Consider the following 20,074-nt stretch of genomic DNA (forward strand, 5'->3'; position numbering starts at 1 on the left):
GCAGGGCGCCGCCGCGCGGGGGTGAGGCTGGTGAGCAGTGCGGCGCCAGCGGCGCCCAGGAGGGCGTTGCGCAAGGCTCAGGCGCGCCGTCGCGCGCGTGCGGCGTCGAGGAACTCGCGCAGGATCGGCCGGCCGTCGAGCTGGTCGGGATGGAGCTGGCGCTGCGCCATGAATTCCGGATGCCACTGCATGCCGAATACATAGCTCGAACCGCGCCAGCGCACCGCCTCGATCAGGCCGTCGGGCACCGCCACCGCCTCGATGTTCAGTTCGCGGCCCAGGTCCTTGATTGCCTGGTGGTGGATGGAGTTGATCTCGGCCCGGTGCGTGCCCGGATAGAGCCCGGCCAGCCGGCTGCCCTGCACCAGGCTGACCTCGTGGAACTGGTTGTCGTAGCGGGCATCGTCGACGTGGGCGATGGCGGTGGGCACCTGGGTCGAGATGTCCTGGTAGAGCGTGCCGCCGAAGGCGACATTGATCAGCTGGCAGCCGCGGCAGATGCCGATCACCGGCTTGCCGGCGGCGACGAAGGCGTTGAACAGCTCGATCTCGTAGCGGTCGCGCACCCGGTCGCCGGCCCAGGCGGGCGCCAGCGGGGTCTCGCCGTAGCTCTCGGGGGCCACGTCGGCGCCGCCCTGCAGCACCAGGCCGTCGAGTCGCTGCGCGTAGTCGGCCAGGCTCACCTCGCTGGGCTGCAGCAAGCCCTCGCGCTCGACGGGCGGGATCATCAGCGCCAGCGCGTCGGGCTGCAGCACCCAGTGCGCCACCGATTGCTCCAGGTAGTGCAGGGTCCGGGTGAAGATGCCACCGATGTCGGCCACCGGTGTGATCGGGTGATAGATGCGCGCGGAGATGCCGATGAGCAGCGCGTCGGACATGGCAGGAAGAGTGGGTAGGACGATGGGGACGAGGATACCCTTGGAGCCGAGCGCGGCTCCATAGAATCCGCGGATGGATGTGTCAGTTGAAAACGATCGTGCGCCTCCGGGCGAAGCCGCTGGTCTGCTGCGCCACCTGAACCCCGAGCAGCTCGCCGCGGTCACGCTGCCGGCGGGCAATGCGCTGATCCTCGCGGGTGCCGGGTCCGGCAAGACGCGGGTGCTGACGACGCGCATCGCCTGGCTGGTGCAGACCGGGCAGGTCTCGCCGGCCGGCGTGATGGCGGTGACCTTCACCAACAAGGCCGCGAAGGAGATGCTCACGCGGCTCTCCACGCTGCTGCCGGTGAACCCGCGCGGCATGTGGATCGGCACCTTCCACGGCTTGTGCAACCGCTTCCTGCGCGCGCACTGGAAGCTGGCGGGCCTGCCGCAGGGTTTCCAGATCCTCGATGCGCAGGACAGCGTCTCTGCGGTCAAGCGCATCGTCAAGGCGATGAAGCTCGACGAGGAGCGCTACATCCCCAAGCAGTGCGCGTGGTTCATCGCCGGCGCCAAGGAAGACGGACTGCGCCCGCAGCATATCGAGGTGCGCGACGAGCTCACCCGCACGCAGCAGGCCATCTACCAGGCCTACGAAGACCAGTGCCAGCGCGAGGGCGTGGTCGACTTCGCCGAGCTGATGCTGCGCACCTACGAGCTGATGCGTGACCACGCCGAGCTGCGCCAGCACTACCAGCGGCGCTTCCGCCACATCCTGGTCGACGAATTCCAGGACACCAATCGCCTGCAGTACGCGTGGTTGAAGATGTTCGCCGGCACCGACAACAACGTGCTCGCCGTCGGCGACGACGACCAGAGCATCTACGCCTTCCGCGGCGCGCGTGTCGGCAACATGGCCGACTTCGAGCGCGAGTTCCACGTTCAGCAAGTCGTGAAGCTCGAGCGCAACTACCGCAGCTTCGGCAACATCCTCGACAGCGCCAACGCGCTGATCGCGCACAACTCGCGCCGCCTGGGCAAGAACCTGCGCACCGAGGCCGGCCCCGGAGAGCCGGTGCGCGTGTTCGAGGCCACCAGCGACTTCGCCGAGGCGCAGTGGTTCCTCGACGAGGCGCGCCAGCTGCAGCGCGACGGCTCGCCGCGCAGCGAGATCGCAGTGCTCTACCGCAGCAACGCGCAGAGCCGGGTGATCGAGAGCGCGCTGTTCAACGCCGGCGTGCCCTACCGCGTCTATGGCGGCCTGCGTTTCTTCGAGCGTGCCGAGATCAAGCACGCGCTGGCTTACCTGCGGCTGATCGAGAATCCGAACGACGACACCAGCTTCCTGCGCGTCGTCAACTTCCCCACGCGTGGCATCGGCACCCGCACGATGGAGCTGCTGCAGGACGCCGCGCGCAGCAGCGGCCGCAGCCTCTGGCAGAGCGTGGGGGCGATCGCCGGCAAGGGCGGCAGCAACCTCGGCGCCTTCACCGCGCTTGTCGACGCGATGCGCGACGCGACGCGCGGCCTCACGCTGCGCGAGATCATCGAGCACGTGGTGCAGTCTTCCGGGCTGGCCGACTTCTACCGCAACGAGAAGGAAGGCGCCGAGCGGCTGGAGAACCTGGACGAACTGGTCAACGCCGCCGAGGCCTTCGTCACGCAGGAAGGCTTCGGCAAAGACGCGGTGGCGTTGCCGGTCGACGAACAGGCCGGCCGCATCGCCGAGGGCCTGCCAGCCGCCGTGGCCCTGGTCGACACCCAGCCCGATGCCGAGACCGGCGAGATCATGAGCCCGCTCGCGGCCTTTCTCACCCACGCCGCGCTCGAGGCCGGCGACAACCAGGCGCAGGCCGGCCACGACGCCGTGCAGTTGATGACGGTGCACGCCGCCAAGGGCCTGGAGTTCGACCAGGTCTTCATCACCGGCCTGGAGGAAGGCCTGTTCCCGCACGAGAACGCGGCGGCCGACCTCGACGGTCTGGAAGAGGAGCGCCGCCTGATGTACGTGGCCATCACGCGCGCGCGCAAGCGGCTCTACCTGAGCTTCAGCCAGACCCGCATGCTGCACGGCCAGACCCGCTACAACCTCAAGAGCCGCTTCTTCGATGAACTGCCCGAGGCTGCGCTGAAATGGCTCACGCCGAAGCTGCAGGGCTTCGGCTCGGGCTATGCGCGCGACTACCAGGCCGCGTGGCAGCGCGGCACGGGGCTCGGCTCGATGGTGGGCGCGGGACGCGTAGTGCCTGCTTCGGCGCCGGCCGCCTTCGAAGCCCAGGCGCGCAGCACGCCGAACGGGCTGCGGTCCGGGCAAGGCGTGTTCCACACCAAGTTCGGCGAGGGCGTGATCGTCACGCTCGAGGGCATCGGCGCCGATGCCCGCGCCCAGGTCAACTTCGGCCGCCATGGCATGAAGTGGCTGGCGCTGAGCGTCGCGAAGCTGACGCCGGTCGACTGAGAGCGCGGCGCGCGCGCAACACCGCCTTCAGTCCGACGCTCCGTCATGGTGCGTTGTGGTCCCTGCTGAGACAGCGGGAACAATTTGTAAGCAAATGCTGCGCTGCTCACAAAGGTTTGTCCTTGCTTGTTCGCGGCGGGGGTGATCCGAACACTGCCGCCACCACTCGTCGTTGGCAGTCAGGGGTGGTGCGCCGGCCGGCGGCGGGCGCTTCTTCTCTCCATACCGATACCTAGACTTGAGGAGACTCACCATGCCCTTGCTCATTGCCCTGGCGATTTCGATCGGCGTTCTGGCCGTGGTCGCGACCTTTCTTTTCCTCGGCCCGCTGGCGGCCTTCGGCGTCCAGATCTGGCAGGCCTTCGTGGCCTGGGCCTGCTACTTCCACAGCGGTGGCAAGCCCGCTTCGGCGCGGACCACCATCGTCTGCATGTCCTTCGGCATCGTCGTCGGGGCACTGTCGGTCATGCTGGCCGGGCAACTGGGTTCGCTCGGATCGCTTGCCGCACCGGTGGCGGTGGGCATCGGTGCGGCGGTGATCGTGCTGGCCGCGCACATCGGTCTGCTCGCAACGATCCCGGCCTGCGTCTACGGCTTCGCCTGCGTGGCCGGGCTCATCCTGCTGAAGAGCGTGGCGCCGGTCGACGCGATCGTGCCGTCCATCGTGTCGATCGCGATCGGCGCGGGCTTCGGTTGGGCCTCCGAGGCGCTGGCCGGCATGCTGACCAAGAAGGCCGCTCCCGCGGTGGCCTGACCCGCGGCGGCGCAGAGCGCCCGGCCGTTCCTGACGGTCGGGCGCTCTTGCATGGCCGTCCTCGTGACAGACGCGACACCGATCTGTCACCGCGCTTTCATGTCCCGTGCCTAACGTCTGCGGCTTCCCGGTGTGGCCATTCCGGCCCGCCCGCCACCCAGCAGTCGCAAGGAACGCAGACATGAATCAGCGAGTCGATCTCCCTCTGCTCGGCATCGATCGAGATGACGAGAACAGCAACACCAGCGGCAACGACAACTTCATGGCCGTGCTCGACGCCCGGCTGAGCCGGCGCTCCGTGCTGCGCGGCGGCGTGGGGACCGCGGCGGCCGTGGTGCTGGGCGGGTTGAGCGTCAGCGCCTGCGGTGGCGGGGACGACGACGCGCCGCCCGCGAACCCGCCGGTCGACAAGCTGGGCTTCACCGCCGTGGCCAAGAGCACCGCCGACGCCGTGAGCGTGCCGGCCGGCTACACCGCCGCCGTGATCTACGCACTCGGCGATCCGCTGACGGCGGGCACGCCAGCCTATGCCAACGACGGCAGCGACACCGATTTCGACCAGCGCGCCGGCGACCACCACGACGGCATGGAGTACTTCGGGCTCAACGCTGCCGGCACCGCGCGCGACGCGAACGGCTCCGAGCGCGGCCTGCTGGCGATGAACCACGAGGCACTGAGCGACAACTACCTGCACGTGAACGGCAGCTCGGCGCGTCCGCGTCCGGCATCGGAATCCGACAAGGAGATCCCGGCCCACGGCGTGTCGGTGGTCGAGGTCCGCAAGACCGGTGGCAGCTGGGCCTACGTCCAGGACTCGGCCTACAACCGCCGCGTCACGCCGCTCACGCCGGTGGAGCTGTCGGGCGCGGTGCGCGGCAACGCGCTCGCGAAGACGCTGTACTCGACCGCCGGCACCGGCGCGCGCGGCACCATCAACAACTGCGGTACCGGCTACACCCCCTGGGGCACGCTGCTGACCGGCGAAGAGAACTTCGAGGGCTACTTCACCCGCTCGGCCGGCGACGACGCGGCCCGAGGCGACAAGAGTGTCACGGCGCTCAACCGCTACAAGCGCAAGCAGGGCGCGGCCAGCCGTCACGGCTGGGAAACCAGCGGTGCGGACGACAAGTACCAGCGCTGGGACATCAGCAAGATCGGCGCCTCGGCCGACGGCAGCGACGACTACCGCAACGAGCTCAACACCTTCGGCTACATCGTCGAGATCGATCCGTACGACAAGGCGGCGACCATCAAGAAGCGCACCACCCTGGGCCGCTTCGCGCACGAGAGCGCGGCCTTCGGCAAGGCGGTCGCCGGCAAGCCGCTGGCCGTCTACATGGGCGACGACTCGCGTGGCGAGTACATCTACAAGTTCGTGTCGGCCACGAACTGGGATGCCGCCGACGCAGAGCCCTCGAACCGCATCGCCGCCGGCGACAAGTACCTCGACAGCGGCAAGCTCTATGTGGCGAAGTTCAACGACGACGGCAGCGGCGACTGGATCGAGCTGAGCTTTGACAATCTCGACGTGAAGAACTACGCCGGCTACGCTTTCGCCGACGCAGGCGACGTGGCGATCCACTCGCGCCTGGCCGGCGACGCGGTCGGCGCGACCGCGATGGACCGCCCCGAGTGGTGCGCGGTGCACCCGACGACCGGCGAGATCTACTACACGCTCACCAACAACAGCGTGCGCAAGCTCGAACCGGCGGCACCGGCGGTCGGGGCGTCGCCCGACTCGATCCAGCGCGCGCTCGACGCGGCCAACCCGCGCAGCTACAAGGACTCCTACGGCGGCGCGCCGGAAGGCTCGGCCGGCAACATCAACGGCCACATCATCCGCATGAAGGAAGACGGCGGCGAGCCCGCGGCGACCGGCTTCACCTGGGATGTCTACCTGTTCGGTGCGCAGTCCGACGCCGACACGTCCAAGATCAACCTGTCCTCGCTCACCGCGGACCAGGACTTCTCCAGCCCCGACGGCCTGTGGTTCAGCCGCTCGACCGGGCTGTGCTGGATCCAGACCGACGACGGCGCCTACACCGACGTGAGCAACTGCATGATGCTGCTCGGCGTGCCGGGCACGGTAGGCGACGGCGTGAAGACCACGCTCAGCTACACCCTGGCCGACACGTCCACGCTGAGCATCGACACCTATGTCGGCAAGAAGCCGACCGCCGACACGCTCAAGCGCTTTCTTGTCGGACCGAAGGACTGCGAGCTGACCGGCTGCACCGAGACGCCCGATGGCAAGACCGTGTTCGCCAACATCCAGCACCCGGGCGAGACGATCTCCGCCGCGACCATCGGCAACCCGGCGGGCTATGTGAGCCACTGGCCCGGCAACGCCGGCTACCAGGCGACCGTGGGCAACACCACCTCACGGCCGCGCTCGGCCACGCTCGCGATCACCAAGGACGACGGAGGCCGCGTCGGGGCCTGAGGCCCTGCGCGGCGCCCGTCCGGCGGAAGCCGGGCGGGCTTTCTAGGCCGGCGCATGCGCCGGCCTTTTTCATGCCGTCTTCGCTTCGTCTTCGCTGCTGTCGGGGCCGCCGCTGAGGTCGAAGGCGTCGACGAAGCTGAAGTACAGCGAGGCGTAGAAGATGGTCGACACCAGCATCGTGAGCGGCAGCACCGCCAGCCCCATCACCTGCTGCAGCCCGAGCAGCGCGGTGACGACCTGCAGCAGCGTCACGAACAGCATCGTCAGGCCGAACCAGGCGATGCCGTAGACGGCGAAGGCGCCGCGGCTGCGCCAGCACGCCACGATGCTGGCGAACAGCGCCTTGTTGACCGGCATGCGGCCCCAGCACACCAGGGCCGGCGCATGCCAGAAGGCGAGCGACAGCAGCGCCATCAGGCCCAGTCGCAGCAGCACGCTCCACGGCAGCAGCGGGTCCTCGAGTGCGGCGGCGGCGGCGGCGGCGGTGGTCTCTTCGGTGGCGATGGCTTCGATGGCCGCCGCGAAGCGGCCGCCGTCCAGCACATGCGACAGCAGCACGACGGCGATCGCCGCCGCCGCGTAGGCTGCGCCGAGCTGCAGCAGGCGGTTGCGGTTCAGCGGGTCGCGCAGCGGCAGCAGCGCCAGTCGCGGCGTGGCGATGCGGCCAGCCAGTACCTCTCGGGTGGCCAGCAGGAAGGCGACGGTGGCCACCGGCATCAGCGACAGCGCGAGCACCGGGCCGACGGCCGGCAATTGCAGCAGCACGAACACCACCAATCCGAACAGCGCGAAGAGCGCGGCGAACGCCAGCGGCTGGCGGAAGAACACGGTGAAGCCGGCGCGCACCCACAGCAGGCCCTGACGGGCGCGAACAGTCTTGAGTTTCATCGGTCGGGGGGCTCAGCGGCTCGCGGGATGCCAGGGCGTCGCGATGCGCTCGCGCAGCACGCGCTCGAAGTGGGTGGGGTCGTGCGGCACCAGCATGCTGGCCTCGCGCGGGAGGTGCACGTCCCACAGCCGCGAGATCCAGAAGCGCAGCGCCGCGGCGCGCAGCAGCGCGGGCAGCAGGCGCAGTTCGTCGCCGGTGAGTGGGCGCACCTCGGCGTAGGCCGTCACGAAGGCCGCGGCCCGGTCTTCCAGCAGCCGGCCGCTGGCGAGGTCGATGCACCAGTCATTCAGGCAGACGGCGATGTCGAAGGCGAGCCGGTCGACGCCGGCGAAGTAGAAGTCGAAGAAGCCGGTGAGCTGGGAGCGGCCCTCGGCGTCCTCGTCGAACATCACGTTGTCGCGGAACAGATCGGCATGGATCGGTCCGCGCGGCAGGGCGGCGTCGGAGGCCGACGCGCTGACGCTGTGCTGGAACGCCAGCTCGTCCTCCAGCAGCGCGCGCTGCGGCGGTGCGAGGAAGGGCAGGATCTGCGGCACCGTCTCGTCCCACCACGCCAGCCCTCGCAGGTTGGGCTGGTGGTACGGGTAGTCTCGGCCGGCCTCGTGCATGCGGGCCAGCATGGCGCCGACCTGCTGGCAATGCGCCGCGCTGGGGGCCAGCACATGACCGCCGCGCAGGCGCTCCACGATGGCGGCCGGCTTGCCGCACAGCGCATGGAGGATCTCGCCGTGGGCATCGGACTGCGGCATCGGGACCAGGATGTCGCGTCCGGCCAGGTGCTTCATCAGGTGCAGATAGAACGGCAGCTGCTCGGCGCTCAGCCGTTCGAACAGCGTCAGCACGTATTCGCCGCGCTCGGCGGTGAGGAAATAGTTGGTGTTCTCGATCCCGGCCTTGATGGGCTTGAGCGCCTTCAGCGGGCCGAGGCCGACCTTGTGCGCGAGGGCCGCGGCTTCGTCGAAGCCGACTTCGGTGAAGACCGCCATCGCTGGCGGCCTAGGGCCTGTTAACGCTATGGGAGGGCTTGCGCCGAGGCCCGGCGGGCCACGGGGCGAGGCGCGGCCGAGGCCGTGTGCCCGTGGCACACAACGAGGCCGCAACGTCGCCCCGTGGCCTGCCCGGCCCCGGCCCGAAGGGTGATCCCAGGAAGCGGGCGCCTCTGCGTTGCAAATGCTCGCCGTAGCCCAAGCTACGGCTGTGCCTTGCGCCTTGATGGCGCCCGCTTCCTGGGTCACGCAAGCCCTCCCATAGCGCTAACAGGCCCTAGAAGGTGAGGACGCGCCAGACGCGCCGACCGGCGCCGCCCTTCGCCGAACTGGGGCCTTCCGCGGAGTCGCGGCCGGCATCGATCGGCAGCACCTCGTACTCGGCCTTCACCGGGCCCTTGGGCTGCACCTTGATGCTCTGCACGGCACCGCGCACGCGCAGCTCCTCGACGCGCGCGTTGTCGTCCTCGATGACGCTGCGCTTGACCGCCGGCTCACCGCGGGTGGTGGGTTGGTTCTCCTGCACCACGCGGGCGGCCGGAGCCGACGCGGCGACGGCCGCCTGGGCCAGGGCGAGCCCCGGGACCGCGCCGCAGGCGCAGCACAGCAGGGCGAGAGTCAGGGGGCGCTGCAGCGGCATGACGGTGATTGTAGGACGCGGCCTGTGGCTTCCGGGGGGTCGGGTCATGCGGCCCGGGGCAGCGGCCACAATCGGCGCCATGCGCGCTCACGACGATTCCTGCCTGTTGCTGGTGGACGGTTCCAGCTACCTCTACCGCGCCTACCACGCGCTGCCTGACCTGCGCAATCCGGCCGGCGAGCCGACCGGCGCGGTGCGCGGCATGGTGGCCATGCTGAAGAAGCTGCGCGAGGAGTTCCCGTCGGCGCACGCGGCCTGCGTGTTCGACGCCAAGGGCAAGACCTTCCGCGACGACTGGTACCCGGAGTACAAGGCGAACCGCGCCTCGATGCCGGAGGATCTGGCGAGGCAGATCGCGCCGATCCACGCTGTGGTGACGCTGCTGGGCTGGCCGGTGCTCGAGATCCCCGGCATTGAGGCCGACGACGTGATCGGCACGCTGGCGCGGGCGGCGGCCGCGCGCGGCCAGCGGGTCATCGTCTCGACAGGCGACAAGGACCTGGCGCAGCTCGTCGACGCGCACGTGACGCTGATCAACACGATGAGCGGCGAGCGGCTCGACGTGGCCGGCGTGACCGAGAAGTTCGGTGTGCCGCCCGAGCGCATCGTCGACTACCTGACGCTGGTCGGCGACGCGGTCGACAACGTGCCGGGAGTCGAGAAGGTGGGGCCGAAGACCGCCGCCAAGTGGATCGCGGAGCACGGCTCGCTGGACGGCGTGATGGCCGCGGCCGACGCCATCAAGGGCGTTGCCGGCGAGAACCTGCGCAAGGCGCTGGACTGGCTGCCGCTGGGTCGCCGGCTGGTGACCGTGAAGACCGACTGTGATCTGTCGGAGGCACTGCCGGGCTGGAACGGCACGGCCGCCTGGGACACGCTGACCTGGCGCGAGACCGACCGCGCGGCCCTGCTGGCCTTCTACACGCACAACGACTTCCGCGCGTGGCGCAATGAGCTCGAGTCGGCCCGTGCCGCCGCCGCGCCGGCCCCGCAAGTGGCGGCGGCGGAGGCCGGGGAAGGGCAGAGCGCGCTGTTCGCCGACCCGGCGGGTACCGGGCCGGCCGATGGTGGCGTCGCGCCTGCGGTCGACAAGCGCTACGAGACCGTGCTGACGCGCGAGGCCTTCGAGGCGTGGCGCGCGCGCATCGAGGCGGCCGACCTGGTGGCTCTGGACACGGAGACCGACTCGCTCGACGGCATGCGGGCACGCATCGTCGGCCTGAGCTTCAGCGTGCAGCCCTACGAGGCCTGCTACATCCCGCTCGCCCACACCTACCCGGGCGCGCCCGACCAGCTGCCGCTCGATGAGGTGCTGGCGGCGCTGAAGTCCTGGCTCGAGGACGGCTCGCGCGCCAAGCTCGGCCAGAACGTCAAGTACGACACCCATGTGTTCGCCAACCATGGCATCGCGGTGCGTGGCTATGTGCATGACACCCTGCTGCAGAGCTACGTGCTGGAGGCGCACAAGCCGCACAGCCTGGAGAGCCTCGCCAGCCGCCACCTCGACCGCAAGGGCCTGAGCTACGAGGACGTGGTCGGCAAGGGCGCGCAGCAGATCCCGTTCGCGCAGGTCGAGCTGACGCGCGCCACCGAGTATTCGGGCGAGGACAGCGACATGACGCTGGACGTGCACAGGGTCTTGTGGCCGCAGCTCGAGGCCGCGCCGCGCCTGCGCGAGGTCTACGAGCGCATCGAGATGCCGACCTCGGTGATCCTCGGCCGCATCGAGCGTCACGGCGTGCTGATCGACAGCGCGCTGCTCGCGCGCCAGAGCGCCGATCTGGCGCAGCGCATGGTGGCACTGGAGCAGGAGGCGCATGCGCTGGCCGGCCAGCCCTTCAACCTGGGCAGCCCCAAGCAGATCGGCGAGATCCTGTTCAACAAGCTGGGCATCCCGGCGAAGAAGAAGACCGCCAGCGGCGCGCCGAGCACCGACGAGGAGGTCCTGGCCGAGCTGGCCGCCGACTACCCACTGCCGGCCAAGCTGCTGGAGCACCGCTCGCTCGCCAAGCTCAAGGCACCTACACGGACAAGCTGCCGCTGATGGTGAACGCGGCCACCGGCCGCGTGCACACCAACTACGCGCAGGCAGTCGCCGTGACCGGCCGGCTGGCCAGCAACGACCCCAACCTGCAGAACATCCCGATCCGCACGCCCGAGGGCCGGCGCGTGCGCGAGGCCTTCATCGCGCCGCCCGGCCACGTGATCCTGAGCGCCGACTACTCGCAGATCGAGCTGCGCATCATGGCCCACATCTCCGAGGATCCGGGCCTGCTGAAGGCCTTTGCCGAGGGCCTGGACGTGCACCGCGCCACCGCGAGCGAGGTGTTCAACGTGCCGGTGGCCGAGGTCAGCAGCGAGCAGCGGCGCTATGCCAAGGTCATCAACTTCGGGCTGATCTACGGCATGGGCGCCTTCGGTCTGGCGAGCAACCTCGGCATCGAGCAGAAGGCCGCCAAGGACTACATCGATCGCTACTTCGCGCGCTTCGCCGGCGTGAAGCGCTACATGGACGAGACCCGCGCGCGGGCCAAGGAACTGGGCTACGTGGAGACCTTGTTCGGGCGCCGCATTTACCTGCCCGAGATCAACGGCGGCAACGGTCCGCGCCGCACCGGCGCCGAGCGCCAGGCGATCAACGCGCCGATGCAGGGCACCGCGGCCGATCTGATCAAGCTCGCGATGATCGCGGTGCAGGCGGCGCTCGATGCCCAGCAGCGCGCGACGTGCATGGTGATGCAGGTGCACGACGAGCTGGTGTTCGAAGTGCCCGAGGCCGAGCTCGACTGGGCCCGGACCGCCGTGCCGGAACTGATGGCCGGCGTGGCCGAGCTGAAGGTGCCGCTGCTGGCCGAGGTGGGCGTGGGCGCGAACTGGGACCTCGCCCACTGAGGGTAAGCTCGGAACCTAGACGCTGCTGTGGCGCCGGGAGACCTTGGGTGAACGAAATGAGGCATCGTATGGCCCGGGCCGCCCTGCTGGCGCTGTTGTTCGTCATTACCGCCGGCGCGCCCCAGTGGCTGCGGGCGCAGGATCTGACCGGCGAGAAGCGCGTGCTGCTGCTCGGCGCGGGCGGCGAGCGTCTGGAGATCGGCCGTGTGCGCTTCGAGCCGGTGAGTGCCGACCGCTGGCGCTTCCGCTTCGTGCTCGCCGGCGAGGGGTTCACCGAGCGCTTCCTCGCGATGCGGCCGTTCCGTTGCGTGGCCGGTGCGAGCCAGCAGCTCTGCCACTTCCCCTACGGTAGCGAAGACACGGTATCGCGCGACGACCTGTTGCCGCTCGAATACACGCTGATGTTCATCGCGACCAAGCCGGGCGCCCTGCACATCAGCGGGCGCGATGGTCTGTTCTACAAGCTGGCTTTCACCGAGCGCGGTCTGCGCGGCGAACTCTATGACGTGGATCTGGACCCGATCATCACGCCGCGCGAAGGCGGCACGCTGCGGCCCATCGGCTATCGGCAGCTCGATCGGGCCGACCCGAAGTCGCACTGGCTGCCCGCGCTGTTGATCGAGTGAGGGGGCGCCCCGCTGCTGCGTGCACCGATCGGGCGCTCAGCGCAAACCCAGCTTGAAGGCGATCATTGCGCGCAGCTTGTTCGGCGCCACCGGTTTGATCAGCAGGTGGAAGTCGTGGCGGTTCGACTCTTCCTCGTGGCCGGTCATGGTGCTGCCGGTCACCAGGATGGCCGGCAGCGGCTGGCCGAAGGCGGCACGCAGGCTCGTCAGCGCCTCGATGCCGGTGCGCCCTTCGGGCAGGCGGTAGTCGACGATCGCCAGGTCGGGGGTCGTCACGCCGGGGCTGCCGGCCCAGGCCTTGGCGGCCGAGACGGTGTCGAAGGATTCCACGCTGGCACCCCAGCCCTTGAGCAGCACGACCAGCCCCTCCCGAACCGCCGGCTCGTCCTCGACGATGACGATGTGGCGATGCTCCAGCGTCAGTCCCAGCGCGGGCTTGCCGGTGCCCGGCTCGGAGAGCTGGCTGCGCTGGACCTTGCCGGGCGGCACCGTCAGCGTGAACACCGAGCCCCGGCCGGGCACCGACGCCAGGTGCAGCGGTGCCCCCATCAGGCGGGCCAGGCGCTGCACGATCGACAGCCCCAGGCCCAGCCCCTTGGGCTGGTGCAACCCGAGGGGTGCGTTCGCCTGCACCTGATAGAACTCGTCGAACACCCGCTGCTGTTCGGTCGGGGCGATGCCCACGCCGGTGTCCCACACCTGCAGCAGCACCTCATCGCCGCGCCGGCGGGCGCTGACCAGCACGCCGCCGTCGACGGTGTAGCGGATGGCGTTGGACAGCAGATTGCGCACGATGCGATCGACCAGCACCGGGTCGCCGTAGACCACGTGGTGCGCGCCGCGGAAGCGCAGGCTCAGCCCTTTCTCGAAGGCGGTCGGCTCGTACTGCAGCTTCAGGCGCTGGAACAGTTCGCGCAGAGCGAAGTGGCGCGGCTGCGGCTCGACGCCACCGGTGTCGATCTTGGTGATGTCGAGCAGCTCGCCGAACAGACCCTCCAGAGCGTCGACCGAGCTGTTGATGCTGTTGACGAGGTGGGTCACCTCCTCGTCGCCGCGGCTCTTGGAGCGCAGCGCCTCGGCGAACAGGCCCATCGCGTGCAGTGGCTGGCGCAGGTCATGGCTCGCTGCCGCGAAGAACTGGGTCTTGGCGCGATTGGCGGTTTCCGCTGCGCGCTTGGCCTCGTCGGCGGCGGCCTTCTCGGTCTGCAACTGCACGGCCAGCATCTCGGTGCGTACCTTGAGCTCGATGGCGCGGTCGAAGGTGCGGCGGTAGGCCCGACCCAGGATCGTCGTCATGAGGAACACGAGGCTCAGCACGCCGGCCAGCAGCAGGTTGTCGGTGCTGCCCAGCGTTGCGATGCGCAAGATGGTCGGCACGAAGCACAGCGAGATGAAGGCAAAGAACGCGCGGTGCTGCGAAGCCATCAGCGTGATCGAGCCGACGCAGAAGCTGTAGATGATCAGCAGCAGGGTGGTCTGGTGGAAGGCCCGCCCGTGCTCGTAGAACATCCAGGCCGCCAGGCCCCAGCAGGCGCCCGAGGCCATGGCGCCGGCGTTCCACAGGCGCTGCCAGCGCGCGGCCTGTGACGACGCTGCGGCCCAGCCGGCATGCGCGTAGCGCCGCAGCGTGACGAGGCGCAGTACCCACACCAGCCCGAACAGCACGCACCAGGCGATCAGCTCGCGGGACGGCGCAACGGGCCAGTAGATCATCGTCAGCACCATCGCGCCGAGCAGATTGCCCGACAGCGACACGCCCGTCTGGCTGTAGAGCGTGCGCACCACGTCGGGCAGCAGGTCGGCGCGGCTGACCGTCTTGCGCTCGGGCGGCATGGGCAGGGGAGGCAGCGGGGGCAGGGCGTTCATGGGTCGTGTTTCAGGTGTGCGGCCGGGCCCTCCGCCGCAGGGCGCAGGATCAGCGGTTGCCGAGGCGCCAGGTGGAGGTGAGTCCGCCCGCCTGCTGGGTCATCTGACTCACCGCCAGCACGGCCTGGGTGCGGGAGTTGACGCCGAGTGCCCGCAGTACCGCGGCGACATGGTCCTTGATGGTCTCCACCGACAGGTTCAGGTCGCGCGCGATCAGTTTGTTGGGCTTGCCCTGCAGCAGCAGCGCCAGCACGTCGGTCTGGCGCGGCGTCAGCCCCAGCGCGGCCAGCGTGGGGGTGGTCTGGTAGTCGCTCTTTGCGGCCTGCGAGCCGATGACCTTCATGTAGCCCGGCACGGTGTCGGGCTCGGCGACCGGCGCGGCACTGCCGCCGCCCCCGTCGACGCCCATCGTCATCGGCGGCACGTAGATGCCGCCGGACATCACCAGCCGCAGGGCCTCGAACAGCGTGTCGTTGCTGGCGCGCTTGGGCACGAAGCCCATGGCGCCCATGTCGATCGAGCGGATCACGTCGCTGGTGCGGTCGCTGGCCGACACCACGACCACCGGCAGGGCCGGGTAGGCGTTGCGCAGTTCGGCGAGCAGGTCGAAGCCGTTGGCGTCGCCGAGTTGCAGGTCGAGCAGCACCAGGTCGAAATCGGCATCGGACTTGAGGGTGGCGCGGGCTGCGGCGGCGCTGCCGGCACCGACCACGGTGACGTCGTCGCCGAGACCCTGGATCACGGCCTTCAGGGCCGACAGGATGAGCGGGTGGTCATCGACCAGCAGGACCTTCATCGCTTGCCTCCGTGCGTTGGATAGAGCCCGGAGGATGGTAGCGGAGGGGCGATGCCGGATACGCCCTCTTTCGGGTGAGACCGGCGACGCCTGCTGCGAGCCTTCGCGGGCCGGTGCTAGGTGAAGCAGCGGATCAGCGACTCGGCGATGCACACCGGCTTGGCTGCGCCGTCGCGTTCGATCACGGCCTCGATGCCGAGCTGGGCGCCGCCGTCGATCGCGTCCCAGCGCTTCAGCGTGAAGCGCGCGCGCAGGCGGCTGCCCACCGGCACCGGTGCGGTGAAGCGCACGCGGTCGAGCCCGTAGTTGACGGCCATGCGCACGTCGGCGATCGCGTAGGCGCTTTCGAAGAACACCGGCAGCAGGCTCAGCGTCAGGAAGCCGTGCGCGATCGGTGCACCGAACGGCCCCAGGGCGGCGCGCTGCGGATCGACGTGGATCCACTGCCGGTCTTCGGTGGCGTCGGCAAAGCGGTCGATGCGGGCCTGGTCGATGATCAGCCAGTCGCTGTCGCCCAGCGGTTCGCCGACAAGGGCCCGCAGATCGGCAAGGTGTTCGTAGCGACGCATGCGCTCAGCGGCCCTCGGCCCAGCGCGTGAGCGGCGTCCATTGCTCCAGGTCCTTCTCGACGCGGCTCGGCGCCACGTCCCACAGGGTCAGCCCGCGGGCCGCGAGATGGATGTAGTTCTGTGTGTCGCGCAGGTGGCCGAGCAGCGGCACGCCCAGCGTGCCGAGGAAGCTGTCGAGCTGGCCGGCCGAGATGCTGCCGTCCCGCACGCGATTGGCGATCACCGCCACGTCGACCCGCTCGCTCTTGCGGCGCGCCAGCAACTGGGTGATGAAGTCTCGTGTCGCGTAGATGTCGAAGATGCTCGGCTGCAGCGGCACCAGCACGCGATCGGCGATCCGCATCACCTCGTCGAGCTTCTTGCCGTGCAGGCCGGCGGGCGTGTCCAGCACGACGTGGCTGGTGCCCTTTGGCGGCTTGACCAGGTGGTCAGGCTGGAGCTCCCAGCCGGTGATCGCCGGCAGCGCGGCGGACCGCAGGCCCAGCCAGGTGCGCGCCGACTGTTGGCGATCGACATCGCCCAGCATCACCGCGTGACCCTGCCGGGCCAGGTAGCCGGCAAGGTTGGTGGACAGCGTGGACTTGCCCACGCCGCCTTTGGGATTGGCCACCACGATCACGGGCATTGCTTGCTCCTGTGCAAAGGTCGGGTCGCTGGGAGAGTGCGCGGGCTATGTTAGCGGCAGCCTTGCGCTCCCGCCTGCGTGCCCGGAACGATGGGACGGGAGACAGTGCCTCGGAGGGCTCTTGTCCGTGGCGGTGTAGGAGATCGGCTACGCCGGTGCGCGGGACTGTCTTCTAACGACCCGGCGGCGGCTCGGCGACGATGCGGTCACATCGCTCGAAAGCACGCCATGAGCCAAGCTGCACAGATCCTCGGCAAGGTCGAATTCCGTGAAGGCGACGGTCCGATGATCGTCATCCGGCCCGGTCCGATCGAGGTCGAGACGACCGAGATGGACGCCATGCTGAGCTGGACCGACGAGGACACGCACGGCGCCGCCACGATGCCGATCGCGGACTTCCAACGCTATGTGGCGGCCGGCGCCATCCGACTGCAGGGCTGAGGGCGCGGGCGCTGCGCCTCAGATTTCCAGGTTGTCGATCAGCCGGGTCTTGCCCAGACGGGCGGCGGCCAGCACCACCAGCGGCTCGGCCGTCGGGTCGGCCGGGGCCTGCAGGTCGCTGCGGCGGCGCAGCGCCACATAGTCCGGAGCCCAGCCGCGCGACCGCAGGGTACCCATCGCCTGCGCCTCGAGCGCCGCGGCGTCGATGCGGACCCCACTCTTCACGGCGGCCAGCACCGCGGCCTGCACGGTGTGCAGCGTGGCTGCCAGTTGCGGCGCCTCAGCGCGCTCAGGCTCGCTCAGATAGGCGTTGCGTGAGCTGAGCGCCAGCCCGTCGTCGGCGCGCGCGGTGTCCACCGCAACGATCTCGATCGGCAGTGCGAACTGGCGCACCATGCCGCGCAGCACCATCAGCTGTTGGTAGTCCTTCTTGCCGAACACCGCCACGCGCGGCTGCACGCACTGGAACAGCTTCATCACCACGGTGCAGACGCCGGTGAAGAAGCCTGGCCGGAAGGCGCCCTCCAGCACATCGGCCAGTTCGCCGGGCGGCTGCACCTTGTAGGTCTGCGGTTCCGGGTAGAGCTCGGACTCGGTCGGCGCGAACACCAGGTTGCAGCCCACGCCCTTGAGCAGGTCGCAGTCGCGCTCCAGCGTGCGTGGGTAGCGGTCGAAGTCCTCGTGCGGGGCGAACTGCAGCCGGTTGACGAAGATGCTGGCCACCACCGGGCCGCCGTGGTCGCGCGCCTGCTTCACGAGCGCCAGGTGGCCCTCGTGCAGACTGCCCATCGTCGGCACCAGCGCGGCTGGCCGCGTGGCGGCCAGGGCCTGGCGCAACTCGTTGATGGTGTGGACGACGCGCATGCTGTCGGTATCAGTAGGCGTGCAGGGTCTCGTCGGGGAAGCTGCCGTCCTTGACCGCGGCGACGTAACGATGCACCGCGTCCTCGATCGACGTGGCGCCATCCATGAAGTTGCGCACGAAGCGTGGCAGCCTGCCGTGCGTCACGCCCAGCATGTCGTGCAGCACCAGCACCTGGCCGGCGGTGCCGGCCCCGGCACCGATGCCGATGGTCATCAGTCCCGGGTTGTCGGCCTGCACCTCGCGGGCCACCCTGGAGGCATCAGCTCCAGCACCATCATCGCCGCGCCGGCGTCGGCCAGCGCCTTGGCGTGGCGGCGCAGCGTGGCGGCGCCGGCCTCGTCCTTGCCCTGGATGCGGTAGCCGCCGAGCGCATGCACGCTCTGCGGCGTGAGGCCGAGGTGGGCGCACACCGGCACGCCGCGCTCGACCAGGAAGTTCACGGTCTCCGGCGTCCAGCCGCCGCCCTCGAGCTTGACCATCTGCGCGCCGGCCGCCATCAATGTGCCGGCATTGCGCAGCGCCTGCACCGGGTTTTCCTGGTAGCTGCCGAAGGGCATGTCGGCGATCAGGAAGGCCGCCTTCGTGCCGCGCGAGGTGCTGCGCGTGTGGTACCCGATCTGCTCCATCGTGACCGACAGCGTGCTCGACTGGCCCTTCAGCACCATCCCCAGCGAATCGCCGACCAGGATGCAGTCGACGCCGGCCGTGTCCACCAGCGCGGCGAAGCTGGCGTCGTAGGCCGTGATCATGGCGATCTTCTCGCCGCGCGCGTGCATCTCGCGCAGCGTGTGCAGCGTGACGGGCTTGCGGGCACTCGGGGTGTCGGCGGGCGAGGAGTGGCTGCTCATGGTCGGGCTGCTGTCTTTCGACGCTGGGGCGGCGGATTCTGCCAGCATGCCGCCGGCCCGGCGCCCGGGGAACTCAGGACGGCTGGTAGGCGAGCCGGACGTACAAGGGCGCGAAGGCTTCGGCCTGCGTCAGCTCGATCAGGTGTTCGCGCGCCAGCTCCAGCATCGCGATGAAGGTCACCACCATCACCTGCGGGCCGCGCTGGGTCTCGAACAGGTCCTCGAATTCGACGAAACGGCGGCCCTGCAGCCGCCGCAGCACGAGGCTCATGTGCTCGCGCACCGACAGCTCCTCGCGCGTGATCTTGTGGTGCTGCACGAGCCGGGCGCGCTTGAGAATGTCGAGCCAGGCGTCGCGCAGCTCTTCGACGTTCACGTCGGGGAAGCGTGGCGTCAGCGATTGCTCGATGTGCACCTGGCACGCAGGAAGTCGCGTCCGAGCTGCGGCAGCTGATCCAGCCGGGCGGCTGCGGCCTTGATCTGCTCGTACTCCAGCAGGCGGCGCACCAGCTCGGCACGCGGATCCTCGGCCTCCTTGCCTTCCTCGCTGCGCTTCGGGGGCAGCAGCATGCGCGACTTGATCTCGATCAGCATCGCCGCCATCAGCAGGTACTCGGCGGCGAGCTCGAGGTTGCGGTCACGGATCTGGTCCACGTAGGCCAGGTACTGCCGCGTCACATCCGCCATCGGGATGTCGAGGATGTTGAAGTTCTGCTTGCGGATCAGGTAGAGCAGCAGGTCCAGCGGACCCTCGAAGGTCTCGAGGAAGACCTCCAGTGCGTCGGGTGGGATGTACAGGTCGGTCGGCAGCGCGAACAGCGGCTCGCCGTACAGGCGGGCCAGGGCGATCTGGTCCACCACGTCGGTCGGGGCCGCCCCTTCGGCGACCACGCTGTCGTTGCTGCCGATCACGGTCGCGCGCACGCGCAGCTCGCGCTCAGCCCTTGGTCTGGTAGACGTAGGGCTGCTGGGGCACCCGTGCGTCGCGCTGCTCGGCGGCAGCCTGGCGGTCCTGCGGGCGATCCCACAGCAGGGCGCGGCCCTGGCGCTGCTTCTCCTCGAGTTGCGGATCGCGCTGCTTCAGCGTGGCGATGAAGTCGGTCACGTCGGAGCGATAGGGTTTCCAGAACAGCGGCATGGCAGGGCTTCAGAGTTCGACCGGCATTTTACCGGGCGCGTCAGGCCGGCCCGGGGGGCGGGCTGTCACGCGGCGGTCACTGTCACATGGCCGTGCCATATTCGCGCGATGACCGAGATCGAACTCAAGCTGCAGGTGCCGGCCGAGGCGCTGGCCGCCGTGGAGCGCGCGGTGGCCACACCGGCCGCGGTGCGCACGCGGCTGCAGGCGGTCTATTTCGACACCCCGGACCGCCGCCTGGCGGCGGCCGGCATCGCGCTGCGTCTGCGCAAGGAAGGCCGGCACTGGGTGCAGACGCTGAAGGCCGGGCCGGCACACGGCATGGCGCGTGGCGAGCACAACGTGCCGCTGGTCGTGCCCGCCGGCCAGGTGCCGCAG

The 20,074-nt window shown here is 69.6% G+C and carries 16 protein-coding genes and 3 pseudogenes; 7 read left to right on the top strand and 12 right to left on the bottom strand.

All coding sequences use genetic code 11. The features are described 5' to 3' along the window. Nucleotides 1-77: 77 nt before the first annotated feature. Nucleotides 78-878 (bottom strand): gamma-glutamyl-gamma-aminobutyrate hydrolase family protein, encoded by an 801-nt coding sequence (locus tag x551_RS08820; RefSeq protein ID WP_011828739.1) that lies wholly within the window; start codon nucleotides 876-878, stop codon nucleotides 78-80. A gap of 73 nt (nucleotides 879-951) precedes the next feature. On the opposite strand from x551_RS08820, the gene x551_RS08825 reads away from it, so the two are divergent. The 3 genes from x551_RS08825 (at nucleotide 952) to x551_RS08835 (ending at nucleotide 6,515) form a co-directional block, all read left to right on the top strand. Then, on the top strand, nucleotides 952-3,318 hold the full coding sequence (locus x551_RS08825) for a UvrD-helicase domain-containing protein (RefSeq protein WP_036231612.1): 2,367 nt from the start codon (nucleotides 952-954) through the stop codon (nucleotides 3,316-3,318). Between the two features lie 253 nt (nucleotides 3,319-3,571). Next, nucleotides 3,572-4,072: a DUF1097 domain-containing protein gene (locus tag x551_RS08830; RefSeq protein WP_036231614.1), complete on the top strand. Its 501-nt coding sequence runs from the start codon at nucleotides 3,572-3,574 to the stop codon at nucleotides 4,070-4,072. A gap of 181 nt (nucleotides 4,073-4,253) precedes the next feature. Next, nucleotides 4,254-6,515 carry a PhoX family phosphatase gene (locus tag x551_RS08835; protein ID WP_011828742.1) on the top strand — a complete coding sequence of 754 codons (2,262 nt, stop codon included), beginning with the start codon at nucleotides 4,254-4,256 and terminating at the stop codon, nucleotides 6,513-6,515. Nucleotides 6,516-6,584: 69 nt separating this feature from the next. Here x551_RS08835 and x551_RS08840 read toward each other — a convergent pair whose 3' ends face one another. The 3 genes from x551_RS08840 to x551_RS08850 all read right to left on the bottom strand — a co-directional run bounded on the left by x551_RS08840 (nucleotide 6,585) and on the right by x551_RS08850 (nucleotide 9,030). Further along, complete coding sequence (locus x551_RS08840; protein WP_036231616.1) at nucleotides 6,585-7,403, bottom strand: BPSS1780 family membrane protein; 819 nt, start codon at nucleotides 7,401-7,403, stop codon at nucleotides 6,585-6,587. Nucleotides 7,404-7,415: 12 nt separating this feature from the next. Further along, nucleotides 7,416-8,390, bottom strand: a complete 975-nt coding sequence (locus x551_RS08845) for a homoserine kinase (protein ID WP_036248199.1) — start codon at nucleotides 8,388-8,390, stop codon at nucleotides 7,416-7,418. A gap of 277 nt (nucleotides 8,391-8,667) precedes the next feature. Next, nucleotides 8,668-9,030, bottom strand: a complete 363-nt coding sequence (locus x551_RS08850) for a hypothetical protein (RefSeq protein ID WP_049820774.1) — start codon at nucleotides 9,028-9,030, stop codon at nucleotides 8,668-8,670. 79 nt (nucleotides 9,031-9,109) lie between these two features. Here x551_RS08850 and polA point away from each other — a divergent pair. Both polA and x551_RS08860 read left to right on the top strand, forming a co-directional pair. After that, a pseudogene (gene polA / locus x551_RS08855) lies at nucleotides 9,110-11,922 on the top strand (DNA polymerase I). Nucleotides 11,923-11,990: 68 nt separating this feature from the next. Beyond that, nucleotides 11,991-12,548 carry a hypothetical protein gene (locus tag x551_RS08860; protein ID WP_051495665.1) on the top strand — a complete coding sequence of 186 codons (558 nt, stop codon included), beginning with the start codon at nucleotides 11,991-11,993 and terminating at the stop codon, nucleotides 12,546-12,548. A gap of 36 nt (nucleotides 12,549-12,584) precedes the next feature. On the opposite strand, the gene x551_RS08865 is transcribed toward x551_RS08860, so the two are convergent. The 4 genes from x551_RS08865 to x551_RS08880 all read right to left on the bottom strand — a co-directional run bounded on the left by x551_RS08865 (nucleotide 12,585) and on the right by x551_RS08880 (nucleotide 16,404). Continuing rightward, the gene (locus x551_RS08865; protein WP_036231620.1) at nucleotides 12,585-14,414 is read right to left on the bottom strand and encodes a hybrid sensor histidine kinase/response regulator; all 1,830 of its coding nucleotides are present in this window, start codon (nucleotides 14,412-14,414) and stop codon (nucleotides 12,585-12,587) included. Between the two features lie 49 nt (nucleotides 14,415-14,463). Further along, nucleotides 14,464-15,210 (bottom strand): response regulator transcription factor, encoded by a 747-nt coding sequence (locus x551_RS08870; RefSeq protein ID WP_011828749.1) that lies wholly within the window; start codon nucleotides 15,208-15,210, stop codon nucleotides 14,464-14,466. 116 nt (nucleotides 15,211-15,326) lie between these two features. After that, nucleotides 15,327-15,779 carry a MaoC family dehydratase gene (locus x551_RS08875; RefSeq protein ID WP_036248202.1) on the bottom strand — a complete coding sequence of 151 codons (453 nt, stop codon included), beginning with the start codon at nucleotides 15,777-15,779 and terminating at the stop codon, nucleotides 15,327-15,329. 4 nt (nucleotides 15,780-15,783) lie between these two features. Continuing rightward, on the bottom strand, nucleotides 15,784-16,404 hold the full coding sequence (locus tag x551_RS08880) for a ParA family protein (RefSeq protein ID WP_036231622.1): 621 nt from the start codon (nucleotides 16,402-16,404) through the stop codon (nucleotides 15,784-15,786). 228 nt (nucleotides 16,405-16,632) lie between these two features. Between x551_RS08880 and x551_RS08885 the strand changes: the two genes are divergently transcribed. After that, the gene (locus tag x551_RS08885) at nucleotides 16,633-16,845 is read left to right on the top strand and encodes a hypothetical protein (RefSeq protein ID WP_036231624.1); all 213 of its coding nucleotides are present in this window, start codon (nucleotides 16,633-16,635) and stop codon (nucleotides 16,843-16,845) included. 18 nt (nucleotides 16,846-16,863) lie between these two features. Here the strand turns inward: x551_RS08885 and panC are convergent, their stop codons facing one another. From panC to x551_RS08905, 4 genes and pseudogenes are all read right to left on the bottom strand, one after another. Continuing rightward, the gene (panC, locus tag x551_RS08890) at nucleotides 16,864-17,709 is read right to left on the bottom strand and encodes a pantoate--beta-alanine ligase (protein ID WP_036231626.1); all 846 of its coding nucleotides are present in this window, start codon (nucleotides 17,707-17,709) and stop codon (nucleotides 16,864-16,866) included. A gap of 10 nt (nucleotides 17,710-17,719) precedes the next feature. After that, nucleotides 17,720-18,558 (bottom strand): annotated as a pseudogene (gene panB, locus x551_RS08895) (3-methyl-2-oxobutanoate hydroxymethyltransferase). Between the two features lie 73 nt (nucleotides 18,559-18,631). Beyond that, nucleotides 18,632-19,467, bottom strand: a pseudogene (locus x551_RS08900) (ScpA family protein). Between the two features lie 28 nt (nucleotides 19,468-19,495). Beyond that, the gene (locus tag x551_RS08905; protein ID WP_011828756.1) at nucleotides 19,496-19,696 is read right to left on the bottom strand and encodes a DUF3460 family protein; all 201 of its coding nucleotides are present in this window, start codon (nucleotides 19,694-19,696) and stop codon (nucleotides 19,496-19,498) included. 108 nt (nucleotides 19,697-19,804) lie between these two features. Here x551_RS08905 and x551_RS08910 point away from each other — a divergent pair. Continuing rightward, the coding region (locus tag x551_RS08910) for a CYTH domain-containing protein (RefSeq protein WP_036248205.1) at nucleotides 19,805-20,074 on the top strand (270 nt) is incomplete at its 3' end.

This window comes from Methylibium sp. T29 (assembly GCF_000576205.1).
GTDB lineage: Bacteria > Pseudomonadota > Gammaproteobacteria > Burkholderiales > Burkholderiaceae_C > Methylibium > Methylibium petroleiphilum.